The sequence below is a fragment of the Streptomyces sp. NBC_00335 genome (assembly GCF_036127095.1).
Taxonomy (GTDB): Bacteria; Actinomycetota; Actinomycetes; order Streptomycetales; family Streptomycetaceae; genus Streptomyces.
In genome coordinates, this window is record NZ_CP108006.1 from 6,309,812 (window position 1) to 6,322,698 (window position 12,887).

Genomic DNA, 12,887 nt, shown 5'->3' on the forward strand with positions numbered 1-12,887 from the left:
AGCCAGACCCGGCGCACCCAGAGCGCCCAGGGCCGGCCGGATGCTGGGCCGGGGGAGCGCCGCGGCACGTCCGAGGCGGCCCGCCGGGGGCGGACCGCTGACCCGGCTGCGGCGCACGCAGCGGCAGTTGCGCCGGGCCTGGGACCGGCCCCTCACGGCGTATTACCTGATCTTCGGCAGCTCGCTGCTCATCACCGTGCTCGGCCTGGTGATGGTCTACTCGGCCTCCATGATCAAGGCGCTCCAGCTCGGCCTGGGTGACGCCTACTTCTTCAAGAAGCAGTTCCTGGCGGCCGCGATCGGCACCGGACTGCTGCTGCTCGCCTCCCGGATGCCCGTCAAACTCCACCGGGCACTGTCCTACCCGGTGCTCACCGGCACGCTCTTCCTGATGGTCCTGGTCCAGGTGCCCGGGATAGGAGTGTCGATCAACGGCAACCAGAATTGGATCTCCCTTGGTGGTCCGTTCATGCTCCAGCCCAGTGAGTTCGGCAAACTGGCACTGATCCTCTGGGGCGCCGACCTGCTGGCACGCAAGGGCGAGAAGGACCTGCTGAGCCAGTGGAAGCACCTGCTGGTGCCGCTGGTCCCGGTCACCTTCCTGCTGCTCGGGCTCATCATGCTGGGCGGGGACATGGGCACCGCGATGATCCTCGGAGCCATCCTGTTCGGCCTGTTGTGGCTGGCCGGGGCGCCGACGCGGATGTTCGCCGGGGTGCTGGCCTTCGTGGGCGTGCTCGTCGCCCTGCTCATCAAGACCAGCCCGCACCGCATGGACCGGCTCCAGTGCATCGGAGTGACCGAGCTGCCCGAAAACGGGCTGTGCTGGCAGGCGGTCCACGGAATCTACGCCCTCGCGTCGGGCGGATGGTTCGGTTCCGGGCTGGGTGCCAGTGTGGAAAAATGGGGGCAACTGCCAGAGGCCCACACCGACTTCATCTTCGCCATCACCGGTGAGGAACTGGGGCTGGCGGGGACGCTGTCGGTGCTCGCCCTGTTCGCGGCCCTAGGCTATGCGGGTATCCGCGTGGCCGGACGCACGGAGGACCCCTTCGTACGGTTTGCCGCGGGAGGCGTGACCACCTGGATCACGGCGCAAGCCGTGATCAACATCGGTGCGGTGCTCGGTCTGCTGCCGATCGCCGGGGTCCCGCTCCCGCTGTTCTCCTACGGTGGGTCAGCCTTGCTGCCGACCATGTTCGCGGTCGGACTGCTCATCGCCTTCGCGCGTGAGGAGCCGGCGGCACGGGCGGCGCTCGCGATGCGGAGGCCCAAGAACGGCCGGCCGCGGACCGGGCAGAGATGGAAGTCGATGAGACGGCGCGTCAAGAAGCGTCCGTCCGGAGAGCGGTGAATTTCGGTGCATGTCGTACTCGCCGGTGGGGGGACCGCCGGCCACATCGAGCCGGCGCTGGCCCTCGCGGATGCCCTGCGCAGGCAGGACCCTTCCGTGGGCATCACCGCCCTCGGCACCGAACGCGGACTCGAAACCCGCCTGGTGCCCGAGCGCGGCTACGAGCTGGGACTGATCCCGGCCGTTCCGTTGCCCCGTAGGCCCACACCCGAGCTGATCACCGTCCCAGGACGGCTGCGCGGCACCATCAAGGCCGCGGAGGAGATCCTCATCCGCACCAAGGCCGACTGCGTCGTCGGCTTCGGCGGCTACGTGGCCCTGCCCGGCTACCTCGCGGCCAAGCGCCTCGGGGTGCCGATCATCGTCCACGAGGCCAACGCCCGGCCCGGACTGGCCAACAAGATCGGCTCCCGGTACGCGTTCGCCGTCGCGGTCTCCACCCCCGACAGCAAGCTGCGCGGTGCCCGCTACGTGGGCATCCCGCTGCGCCGCTCCATCTCCACCCTCGACCGGGCACTGGTCCGCCCGGAGGCGCGCGCCGCCTTCGGCCTGGACCCGAACCTGCCGACGCTGCTGGTCTCCGGCGGCTCGCAGGGCGCCCGGCGCCTCAACGAGGTGATCGAGCAGGTCGCGCCGACCCTCCAGCGCTCCGGGGTCCAGATCCTGCACGCGGTCGGCCCGAAGAACGAACTGCCGCGTGTCGACAACATGCCCGGGATGCCGCCGTATGTGCCGGTACCGTACGTGGACCGGATGGATCTCGCGTACGCCGCCGCCGACATGATGCTCTGCCGCGCGGGCGCGATGACCGTCGCCGAACTGTCCGCCGTCGGGCTGCCCGCCGCCTACGTCCCGCTGCCCATTGGCAACGGCGAACAGCGGCTCAACGCCCAGCCGGTGGTCAAGGCCGGCGGCGGCCTGCTCGTGGACGACGCGGAACTGACGCCCCAGTGGGTGCTCAGCCAGGTCCTCCCGGTCCTCGCCGACCCGCACCGCCTGTACGAGATGTCCCGCGCCGCCGCCGAGTTCGGCCGCCGGGACGCCGACGACCTGCTCGTCGGCATGGTGTACGAGGCGATCGCAGCCAACAGAGCCCGCTGACGCGGGAAGCACCGACGCAGGAGGCACAGGAGTGGCCGGAGCGAGCACCGCGCAGCGTGGCGGCCCCGGAGCCGCCGGGGAGGGCTCCGGCCCGCTCAGGCGGCCGGGGGCGCCCAAGCCCCCCAAGTCGTCGAAGCCGCCCAAGGGATCGGGCCCCGGGGGATCCCGCGGTCCGCGCCCCGGCGGACGGCTCCCGGGAGGGCTGCGCCGGGGACCCCTCGTGGTCGCCGGCCTGGTCCTCGCCCTGCTCCTGGCCGCCGGCTGCACCTGGATCCTCTACGGCTCCTCCTGGCTCCGGGTCGAGAAGGTCACCGCCGCCGGCACCGAGGTCCTGACCCGGGACCAGGTACTGGCGGCGGCGGCCGTTCCCGTCGGCGCACCCCTGGTGTCCGTGGACACCGACGAGATCGAGGCCCGGATCCGCGGCCGCCTGTCGCGCATCGATTCGGTCGATGTGGTGCGGGCCTGGCCGCACGGAATCGGGTTGAAGGTGACGGAACGCAAGCCCGTTCTGCTCATCAAGAAGAACGCGCAGTTCGTGGAAGTGGACGCTTCCGGTGTGCGATTCGACACGGTCGGACAAGCACCGACAGGTGTTCCGCTCCTCGAACTGAGCTCGAAGCAGTCTCCGAGCGGCCGCCGATTCGACGAGGAACGGCTGCTGCACGAGGCCGTCGCCATCGCCGGCGTCCTCCCGGAATCCGTCCGCAAGGAGACCGTGCAGGTCAAGGTCCGGTCCTACGACTCGGTGGTACTGGAGTTGACCGGCGGCCGGACGGTGGTCTGGGGGAGCGGCGAACAGGGCGCGGCGAAGGGTCGCGCGCTGACAGCGCTCCTGAAGGCCTCGCCCAAGGCTGACCGATTCGACGTGAGCGTCCCCACCGCCCCGGCGGTGTCCGGTAGTTGACGTCCGGTCGAACAGCGTCGCACCCTGGTTGGCCACCGATACGGGTGATCACATAGGGTGAAAAGAAAAACGGGAGGTTCGGCGTGTTCGTTGAACACGCGCTACTTGTCGACTTAGTGTCCTGTTCGGAAGAGTCCAAGGAACAGACACACTCATAACCCTAAACTTCAGGGTTAGGGTTCGGGTCGGCGTGTACGGACCGTCCCAATTTCGGCATCAGTCGTCGCACCGCAGGCCCGCGAGGCGAACGACACGTAACTCGAGGCGAGAGGCCTTCGACGTGGCAGCACCGCAGAACTACCTCGCAGTCATCAAGGTCATCGGTGTCGGCGGCGGTGGTGTCAATGCCATCAACCGAATGATCGAGGTCGGTCTCAAGGGCGTCGAGTTCATCGCCATCAACACAGACGCCCAGGCGCTGTTGATGAGCGACGCCGACGTCAAGCTCGACGTCGGTCGCGAACTCACCCGGGGTCTTGGCGCCGGCGCCAACCCGGATGTCGGCCGCAAGGCGGCAGAGGACCACCGCGAGGAGATCGAGGAGGTCCTCAAGGGGGCCGACATGGTCTTCGTCACCGCCGGTGAAGGCGGCGGCACCGGAACCGGCGGCGCACCTGTCGTCGCCAACATCGCGCGCTCGCTGGGCGCCCTGACGATCGGTGTGGTCACCCGGCCGTTCACCTTCGAGGGCCGGCGCCGCGCGAACCAGGCCGAGGACGGCATCGCCCAGCTCCGCGAGCAGGTCGACACCCTCATCGTCATCCCCAACGACCGACTGCTGTCCATCTCGGACCGCCAGGTCAGCGTGCTGGACGCCTTCAAGTCGGCGGACCAGGTCCTGCTGTCCGGCGTCCAGGGCATCACCGACCTCATCACGACCCCGGGTCTGATCAACCTCGACTTCGCGGACGTCAAGTCCGTGATGTCCGAGGCGGGCTCGGCCCTGATGGGCATCGGCTCGGCCCGCGGCGACGACCGCGCGGTGGCCGCAGCCGAGATGGCGATCTCCTCGCCGCTGCTGGAAGCGTCCATCGATGGCGCCCGTGGCGTGCTGCTCTCCATCTCCGGTGGCTCGGACCTCGGTCTCTTCGAGATCAACGAGGCCGCGCAGCTGGTGAGCGAGGCGGCGCACCCCGAGGCGAACATCATCTTCGGAGCCGTCATCGACGACGCGCTCGGCGACGAGGTACGGGTCACCGTCATCGCGGCCGGGTTCGACGGCGGACAGCCCCCGGCCCGCCGCGACAACGTCATCGGCGCGGCCTCCACCAAGCGCGAGGAGCCGGCCCCGGCTCCGGTCCGTGCCGCCGAGCCGGCCCGCCCGGCCTTCGGCGGACTCGGCTCGGTCACCCCGCGCGAGGAGCCGGTCCGCAGCGAGCCGGTCCCGGTCGCCGAGGCTCCGGCCCCGCAGGTCCCGACGGCCCGGCCGTACCAGGACAGCCCGGCCGAAGAACTGGACGTTCCGGACTTCTTGAAGTGACCCTGGAGCAGTACAGCGCGAGCGGCGCCCACTTCGCCTTCACCGACCGGTGGGGCGGGGTGAGCGCCGTTCCGTACGAGGAGCTCAATCTCGGCGGCGCGGTCGGAGACGACCCGGCCGCCGTTCGCGCGAACCGGGCCGCCGCGGCGAAGGCGCTGGGCATCGCGCCGGACCGGGTGGTCTGGATGAACCAGGTGCACGGCCGCGAGGTGGCGGTGGTCGACGGCCCGTGGGGCCCGGACCAGCAGATCCCCGCGGTGGACGCGGTGGTGACCGCCCGTCGGGGGCTTCCCCTCGCGGTCCTCACAGCCGACTGCACGCCCGTCCTGCTGGCCGACCCCGTCGCCGGCATCGCGGGAGCCGCCCATGCCGGGCGGCCCGGGCTGGTCGCCGGAGTCGTGGGCGCCGCCGTCGAGGCGATGGTCTCGCTCGGGGCCGACCCCGCGCGCATGGTGGCCCGTACCGGACCGGCGGTGTGCGGGCGCTGCTACGAGGTTCCCGCCGAGATGCGGGAAGCGGTCGCCGAGGTGGTGCCGGCCGCGTACGCCGAGACCAGCTGGGGGACACCGGCCGTCGACGTGGTCGCCGGGGTGCACGCGCAGCTCGCGCAAGCGGGGGTGGCCGACCTCGGGCGGTCGCCGGTCTGCACACTGGAGTCGCGGGACCACTTCTCGTACCGCCGCGACCGGATGACCGGGCGGCTTGCCGGATATGTCTGGTTGGACTGAAGAATGACGGATCGTAAGTCCGAGCTCGCCGAGAACCTCGCGCGGGTGGAGGGGCGGATCGGGGCCGCCTGCGCGGCCGCCGGGCGCAAGCGGGAAGAGGTGACCCTCATCGTGGTCACCAAGACCTACCCGTCGAGCGACGTACGACTGCTGGCGGACCTGGGTGTCCGTCACGTGGCGGAAAACCGGGACCAGGACGCGGCCCCCAAGGCCGAGGCCTGTGCGGATCTGCCGCTCACCTGGCACTTCGTCGGCCAGTTGCAGACGAACAAAGTCCGTTCCGTGGCGGGATACGCGCATCTCGTGCAGTCCGTCGACCGCCCCAAGCTCGTGGCAGCCCTCTCGGCGGCCGCGGAGGGCGCCGGACGGGAACTGGGCTGCCTGGTGCAGATCGCCCTCGACGCCGAGTCGGGCGAACGGGGGGCCCGCGGTGGCGCGGCGCCCGAGCAGCTCGCCGAGTTGGCGGACCTCGTGGCGGCGGCCCCGGGGCTGCGCATCGACGGCCTCATGACGGTCGCTCCGCTGGCCGGGCGCTACGCGGGACGCGAACAAGCGGCCTTCGAGCGGCTGGTGGAATTGTCATCCCGCCTGCGCGCGGACCATCCGGCTGCCACGATGGTGTCGGCCGGGATGAGCGCAGACCTGGAACAGGCCGTTGCGGCCGGTGCGACACATGTACGCGTCGGCACTGCGGTACTCGGCGCGAGACCCCGGCTCGGGTAACGTCGCGAAGAAAGTCGGACCACAGCAGAAAATATGGTCATTTCCGCTGATGAGCGGACAGGCCACGTGGATCGCGGGCAGTTGGTGACATTCGTGACACGGCGATACACCTGCGACAGGGCGATCCACCACAGAGCGGAGGACTCAGAGAATGGCCGGCGCGATGCGCAAGATGGCGGTCTACCTCGGCCTCGTGGAGGACGACCGGTACGACAACCCGGGGTACGACCCCGACGACGAGTTCGAACCCGAGCCGGAGCCGGAGCGATCGCGCGAGCGGGATCGCCGGCAGCAGCCCGTTTCGCATCAAACGCCCGTATCGGACGAACCGGTACGAGTTGCCCAGCCTCCGGCACCAAGAGAACCCATCTCAATGCCGGTTGAAAACGGACGTCCTGCGCGAATCGCCCCCGTGGCGTCCATCACACCCGAACGCTCGAATCTGGAGAAGAACGCCCCCGTGATCATGCCCAAGGTCGTCTCCGAGCGGGAGCCGTACCGCATCACGACGCTGCACCCCCGGACCTACAACGAGGCCCGTACCATCGGGGAACACTTCCGTGAGGGCACTCCGGTGATCATGAATCTCACGGAGATGGATGACACGGACGCCAAGCGTCTGGTCGACTTCGCCGCAGGTCTCGTCTTCGGTCTGCACGGCAGCATTGAACGCGTGACACAGAAGGTGTTCCTGCTGTCTCCTGCTAACGTCGATGTCACGGCGGAGGACAAGGCCCGCATCGCGGAGGGCGGGTTCTTCAACCAAAGCTAGACCGATCCGTCAGATACGGGACCGGGTACAGGGCGGAAGCAGGGGAGAGGGAAGCGCGGGATGGGCGTAGCACTGCAAGTGGTTTACATCGCGCTGATGTGCTTCCTCATCGTGCTGATCTTCCGACTGGTCATGGACTACGTGTTCCAGTTCGCACGTTCATGGACACCCGGCAAGGCGATGGTGGTCGTTCTGGAGGCCACCTACACTGTCACCGATCCACCGCTCAAGCTTCTTCGGCGGCTCATCCCGCCGTTGCGTCTCGGGGGCGTGGCACTCGACCTGTCCTTCTTCGTTCTGATGATCATCGTTTACATCCTCATCAGTTTCGTGAGCACCGCTGCGAGAAGCGTGTGAACGATGAGCTTCCCCGCAGGCGCGGGGACAGTCCCGATACGGTCCTGCCGACTGCCGACGACTACGTAGAGGTGAAGAAGACATGCCGCTGACTCCCGAGGACGTGCGGAACAAGCAGTTCACGACCGTCCGCCTGCGAGAAGGCTATGACGAGGACGAGGTCGACGCCTTCCTCGACGAGGTCGAGTCCGAACTGACGCGCCTGCTGCGCGAGAACGAGGACCTGCGCGCCAAGCTGGCGGCCGCCACGCGTGCCGCCGCGCAGAACCAGCAGCAGGGCATGCGCAAGCCGGACCCCCAGGACGGTGGAGGCCAGCGTGGCCCCGGAGCCCCCGTGCCCGCGGCCATATCCGGCCCCCCGCAGCAGCAGCCCCAGATGGGTCCGCCGCAGCTTCCGGGTGGCCCGCCTCAGCTTCCGGCCGGCCCCGGTGGGCACGGCCAGCAGGGTCCCGGCCCGATGGGCAACCCCATGCAGCAGCACACCATGGGTGGGCAGCAGCAGATGGGCCAGCAGGGCATGGGTCAGCAGGGCATGGGCCAGCAGGGCATGGGCCAGCAGGGTCCCGGCCTGATGGGCGGCCCGATGCAGGCACAGCAGCAGCAGTCCATGGGTGGCCAGAACCCGCTCGGCCAGCAGATGGGCCAGCCGATGGGGCAGCAGATGCAGCCCATGGGCCAGCAGATGCAGCCGATGGGCCAGCAGATGCACCAGCAGCCGCAGCAGCTTCCGCAGCAGGGTCCCGGTGGCGACAGCGCCGCCCGCGTCCTGTCGCTCGCGCAGCAGACCGCCGACCAGGCGATCGCGGAGGCCCGCTCCGAGGCCAACAAGATCGTCGGCGAGGCCCGGTCGCGCGCCGAGGGCCTGGAGCGGGACGCCCGCGCCAAGGCCGACGCGCTGGAGCGGGACGCACAGGAGAAGCACCGCGTCGCGATGGGCTCCCTGGAGTCCGCCCGCGCCACGCTGGAGCGCAAGGTCGAGGACCTGCGGGGCTTCGAGCGTGAGTACCGCACCCGCCTGAAGTCCTACCTGGAGTCGCAGCTGCGCCAGCTGGAGACGCAGGCCGACGACTCGCTGGCTCCGCCGCGGAACCCCGCCGGTCCCGCGCTGCCGCCGTCGCCGACCCCGTCGATGGCTCCGGCCGGTGCGATGCACTCCATGGGTGGCCCGTCGATGGGTGGCCCGTCGCCGATGGGCGGTCCGTCCCCGATGGCCCCCTCCTACGGTGGCGGCCAGCAGCAGATGTCCCCGGCCATGACGCAGCCGATGGCTCCGGTGCGGCCGGCTGCTCCGCAGCCGATGCAGCAGGCGCCGTCTCCCATGCGGGGCTTCCTGATCGACGAGGACGACAACTAAGCGGCATCATCCGTCGGCAGACGGTACGGGCCGGGCCCGGTTCCCCTTCGGGGGCACCGGGCCCGGCCCGTTTCCGTACCCGGACGGTGCGAGGCCCCCGCGGGCCGGGCGCACGCCGCTGCGCGGGGCGGAAGTCCCCTACCCGCCCTTCCACCGTTCCCAGGGTCGGCCCTGACCCGCGCCTCAAACGCCGGACGGGCTGAAAGCAGGGGGCCCGGGCTGCGCCCGGACCCCCTGGGGCTCCGCCCCAGACCCCGCGCCTCAAACGCCGGCGGGGCTGGATGTGGCCAGCGTTTGAGGCGCGGGTCCGGGCAGCGCCCGGGGAACGGCGGAAGGGCGGGTAGGGGAAACGCGAAACGGCCCGCACCCCCCGGGGAAGGGGGCACGGGCCGCTTCGGGCCGGGGGCTACGCCTTGCGGAGGCGGAAGGTGAGGCCCAGGGGCTCGTCCGTGAACGGGTCGCCGTACGTGGCGTCCGCCTCGCCGGAGGCGTAGTCCGTGGCCAGGACCTCGTCGGCGATCAGCGAAGCGTGGTCGGTCAGCGCTGCCACCAGCTCGGGGTCCGACGAGGACCAGCGCAGGGCGATGCGGTCCGCGACGTCGAGGCCGGAGTTCTTCCGGGCCTCCTGGATCAGGCGGATCGCGTCACGGGCCAGGCCCGCCAGACGCAGCTCCGGGGTGATCTCCAGGTCCAGGGCGACCGTCGCGCCGGAGTCGGACGCCACCGACCAGCCCTCGCGCGGGGTCTCCGTGATGATGACCTCCTCGGGGGTGAGGGCGACGGGCTCGCCGTTCACCTCCACCGAGGCCTCACCGGAACGCAGGGCCAGGGACAGCGCCGCCGCGTCGGCCGCGGCGACCGCCTTCGCCACGTCCTGCACGCCCTTGCCGAAGCGCTTGCCCAGCGCGCGGAAGTTCGCCTTGGCCGTGGTGTCGACCAGGGACCCGCCGACCTCCGAGAGGGAGGCCAGCGAGGAGACGTTCAGCTCCTCCGTGATCTGCGAGTGCAGCTCGGGGGAGAGGGTCTCGAAGCCCGATACGGCGACCAGCGCACGGGACAGCGGCTGGCGGGTCTTCACGCCCGACTCGGCGCGCGTCGCGCGGCCCAGCTCCACGAGGCGGCGTACCAGCTGCATCTGCTGGGACAGCGCCGGGTCGATGGCCGAGGCGTCCGGGACCGGCCACGTGGTCAGGTGCACCGACTCCGGGGCGTCCGGGGTGACCGGGACGATCATGTCCTGCCAGACCCGCTCCGTGATGAAGGGGGTGAGTGGGGCGAGGAGGCGGGTGACCGTCTCCACGACCTCGTGCAGGGTGCGCAGCGCGGCCGCGTCGCCCTGCCAGAAGCGGCGCCGCGAGCGGCGGACGTACCAGTTGGAGAGGTCGTCCACGAAGGAGGAGAGCAGCTTGCCGGCGCGCTGGGTGTCGTAGGACTCCATCGCCTCCGTGACCTCGGTGGTGAGGGTGTGCAGCTCCGAGAGCAGCCAGCGGTCCAGGACCGTGCGGTCCGCGGGCGCCGGGTCGGAGGCCGAGGGGGCCCAGTTCGACGTGCGTGCGTACAGGGCCTGGAAGGCGACCGTGTTCCAGTACGTGAGGAGCGTCTTGCGGACGACCTCCTGGATCGTGCCGTGGCCGACGCGGCGCGCCGCCCACGGAGAGCCGCCGGCCGCCATGAACCAGCGGACGGCGTCCGCGCCGTGCGTGTCCATCAGCTGGATCGGTTCGAGGGTGTTGCCCAGGTGCTTGGACATCTTGCGGCCGTCCTCGGCGAGGATGTGGCCCAGGCAGACCACGTTCTCGTAGGAGGACTTGTCGAAGACGAGGGTGCCGACCGCCATCAGGGTGTAGAACCACCCGCGGGTCTGGTCGATGGCCTCCGAGATGAACTGCGCCGGGTAGCGCTTCTCGAAGATCTCCTTGTTCTTGTGCGGGTAGCCCCACTGCGCGAACGGCATCGAACCCGAGTCGTACCAGGCGTCGATGACCTCCGGCACGCGCACCGAGGTGCGGGTGCAGCCCTCGGCCGTGCAGGGGAAGGTGACCTCGTCGATGTACGGGCGGTGCGGGTCCAGGTTCGACTGGTCCGTGCCCGTCAGGTCGCTCAGCTCGGCCAGGGAGCCCACGCAGGTGAGGTGGTTGTCCTCGCAGCGCCAGATGGGCAGCGGGGTGCCCCAGTAGCGGTTGCGGGACAGCGCCCAGTCGATGTTGTTGTTCAGCCAGTCGCCGAAGCGGCCCTGCTTGACGGAGTCCGGGAACCAGTTGGTCTTCTCGTTCTCCCGCAGCATCGCGTCCTTGACGGCGGTGGTGCGGACGTACCAGGACGGCTGCGCGTAGTAGAGCAGGGCGGTGTGGCAGCGCCAGCAGTGCGGGTAGCTGTGCTCGTAGGCGATGTGCTTGAAGAGCAGGCCGCGCGCGTCGAGGTCGGCGGTCAGCTTCTCGTCGGCCTTCTTGAAGAAGACGCCGCCGACGAGCGGGACCTCCTCCTCGAAGGTGCCGTCGGGGCGGACCGGGTTCACGACGGGCAGGCCGTACGCGCGGCAGACCGCGAGGTCGTCGGCGCCGAAGGCGGGGGACTGGTGGACCAGACCGGTGCCGTCCTCGGTCGTGACGTACTCGGCGTTCACGACGTAGTGGGCGGGGGCGGGGAACTCGACCAGGTCGAAGGGGCGCTGGTACGTCCAGCGCTCCATCTCCTTGCCCGTGAAGGACTCGCCGGTGGCCTCCCAGCCCTCGCCGAGGGACTTCTCCAGCAGCGGCTGGGCGACGACGAGCTTCTCTTCGCCGTTGGTCGCCACGACGTAGGTGACGTCGGGGTGCGCGGCCACCGCGGTGTTGGAGACCAGGGTCCAGGGGGTGGTCGTCCAGACGACCAGCGCCGCCTCGCCCGCGAGGGGGCCGGAGGTCAGCGGGAAGCGGACGTAGACCGAGGGGTCGACGACCGTCTCGTAGCCCTGGGCCAGCTCGTGGTCCGAGAGGCCGGTGCCGCAGCGGGGGCACCAGGGCGCGACGCGGTGGTCCTGGGTGAGCAGGCCCTTGTTGAAGATCTCCTTCAGCGACCACCACACGGACTCGACGTACTCGGGGTCCATGGTGCGGTAGGCGTCGTCGAGGTCGACCCAGTAGCCCATCCGGTTGGTGAGCTCGGTGAACGCATCGGTGTGGCGGGTCACCGACTCGCGGCACTTGGCGTTGAACTCGGCGATGCCGTACGCCTCGATGTCCTTCTTGCCGTTGAAGCCCAGTTCCTTCTCGACGGCGAGCTCGACGGGCAGGCCGTGGCAGTCCCAGCCGGCCTTGCGGGCCACGTGGTAGCCGCGCATGGTGCGGAAGCGGGGGAAGACGTCCTTGAAGACGCGGGCCTCGATGTGGTGCGCGCCGGGCATGCCGTTCGCGGTGGGCGGGCCCTCGTAGAAGACCCACTCGGGGCGTCCCTCGGACTGCTCCAGGGTCTTGGCGAAGGTCTTGCTCTCGCGCCAGAAGTCGAGGACGGCGTGCTCAAGGGCAGGCAGGTCGACCTGGGCGGGTACCGGGCGGTACTGCGGCGGTGTGGTCATGAGGCTGAACTCTTCCTCCGGCGGGGTGTCACTTCCGTCCGGAGGGACGAGAACCATGCCCTGAAGATCAGGGACTGCTCCCGCGGTACCACCCTCCTTGGCCTGCGGACCTGCGGTCCGTCGGCCCCCTCATTGGGGTGCGAAGCCGGTTCTACTCGCCCTACGGGAATCCCGGTGGGCTTTCTTCCGGCGGCTCCGGGGTGATCCTTCGCATCGCGCTCGCCCCCGGGCTCTCACCGTCCCCGGGTCGCTCCTGGCTGCGTCCGACGCTACTCGTCCCCATCCATGCTTCTCGCTGGGCCCAGTGTACGGGCCGGGGGGCGCGTCGGCAGACCGGTTTACGGGGCGTGGCGCGAGGGTCCGGGCGGGGCGCGGACCGGGGTCTGGACCCGGGCTCGGACCGGGGCTCGGACCGGGCTCCGACCCGGGCTCGGACCGGGATCGGATTGACCCGAATGGGCCGACGGGCCGCTCCGGGGTGCGGTGGGGTGGGTGGGGCGGATTACCGGGCTCCCCGCTGGGCACAACGGATGCAGGTTGACCTCGATGGACGCGTGC

General features: G+C 70.2%; 10 protein-coding genes. 9 read left to right on the plus strand and 1 reads right to left on the minus strand.

Going from position 1 to position 12,887, the window contains the following annotated elements; genetic code table 11:
* The first annotated feature begins 40 nt into the window (after positions 1-40).
* From ftsW to OHA37_RS28675, 9 genes are all read left to right on the plus strand, one after another.
* Positions 41-1,354 carry a putative lipid II flippase FtsW gene (gene ftsW, locus OHA37_RS28635; RefSeq protein ID WP_266913164.1) on the plus strand — a complete coding sequence of 438 codons (1,314 nt, stop codon included), beginning with the start codon at positions 41-43 and terminating at the stop codon, positions 1,352-1,354.
* Positions 1,355-1,360: 6 nt separating this feature from the next.
* A complete protein-coding gene (murG, locus tag OHA37_RS28640; RefSeq protein WP_266909440.1) occupies positions 1,361-2,455 on the plus strand; it encodes an undecaprenyldiphospho-muramoylpentapeptide beta-N-acetylglucosaminyltransferase in 1,095 nt (364 codons plus the stop codon).
* Between the two features lie 31 nt (positions 2,456-2,486).
* Entirely contained in the window at positions 2,487-3,362 is an 876-nt protein-coding gene (locus OHA37_RS28645; RefSeq protein WP_323182367.1) for a cell division protein FtsQ/DivIB, read from the plus strand.
* A 280-nt stretch (positions 3,363-3,642) separates the two neighbouring features.
* Positions 3,643-4,842 (plus strand): cell division protein FtsZ, encoded by a 1,200-nt coding sequence (gene ftsZ, locus OHA37_RS28650; protein ID WP_243330151.1) that lies wholly within the window; start codon positions 3,643-3,645, stop codon positions 4,840-4,842.
* Entirely contained in the window at positions 4,839-5,570 is a 732-nt protein-coding gene (pgeF, locus tag OHA37_RS28655) for a peptidoglycan editing factor PgeF (RefSeq protein WP_266909441.1), read from the plus strand. Before ftsZ ends, pgeF begins: the two co-directional genes overlap by 4 nt.
* Positions 5,571-5,573: 3 nt before the next feature.
* Complete coding sequence (locus OHA37_RS28660; protein WP_266909442.1) at positions 5,574-6,293, plus strand: YggS family pyridoxal phosphate-dependent enzyme; 720 nt, start codon at positions 5,574-5,576, stop codon at positions 6,291-6,293.
* A 151-nt stretch (positions 6,294-6,444) separates the two neighbouring features.
* A complete protein-coding gene (locus OHA37_RS28665) occupies positions 6,445-7,065 on the plus strand; it encodes a cell division protein SepF (protein ID WP_266909443.1) in 621 nt (206 codons plus the stop codon).
* A gap of 60 nt (positions 7,066-7,125) precedes the next feature.
* Complete coding sequence (locus OHA37_RS28670; protein ID WP_112450285.1) at positions 7,126-7,422, plus strand: YggT family protein; 297 nt, start codon at positions 7,126-7,128, stop codon at positions 7,420-7,422.
* 82 nt (positions 7,423-7,504) lie between these two features.
* Positions 7,505-8,776 (plus strand): DivIVA domain-containing protein, encoded by a 1,272-nt coding sequence (locus OHA37_RS28675; RefSeq protein WP_266909444.1) that lies wholly within the window; start codon positions 7,505-7,507, stop codon positions 8,774-8,776.
* A 406-nt stretch (positions 8,777-9,182) separates the two neighbouring features.
* Here OHA37_RS28675 and ileS read toward each other — a convergent pair whose 3' ends face one another.
* Entirely contained in the window at positions 9,183-12,329 is a 3,147-nt protein-coding gene (gene ileS / locus OHA37_RS28680; protein ID WP_266909445.1) for an isoleucine--tRNA ligase, read from the minus strand.
* Positions 12,330-12,887: the final 558 nt, after the last annotated feature.

What these genes read in the sequence shown, in the direction of transcription:
- ftsW (WP_266913164.1), top strand. Translation starts at nt 41, where the DNA reads ATGCTGGGCCGGGGGAGCGCCGCGGCACGTCCGAGGCGGCCCGCCGGG.
- OHA37_RS28660 (WP_266909442.1), top strand. Translation starts at nt 5,574, where the DNA reads ATGACGGATCGTAAGTCCGAGCTCGCCGAGAACCTCGCGCGGGTGGAG.
- OHA37_RS28665 (WP_266909443.1), top strand. Translation starts at nt 6,445, where the DNA reads ATGGCCGGCGCGATGCGCAAGATGGCGGTCTACCTCGGCCTCGTGGAG.
- OHA37_RS28670 (WP_112450285.1), top strand. Translation starts at nt 7,126, where the DNA reads ATGGGCGTAGCACTGCAAGTGGTTTACATCGCGCTGATGTGCTTCCTC.
- OHA37_RS28675 (WP_266909444.1), top strand. Translation starts at nt 7,505, where the DNA reads ATGCCGCTGACTCCCGAGGACGTGCGGAACAAGCAGTTCACGACCGTC.
- ileS (WP_266909445.1), bottom strand. Translation starts at nt 12,329, where the DNA reads ATGACCACACCGCCGCAGTACCGCCCGGTACCCGCCCAGGTCGACCTG.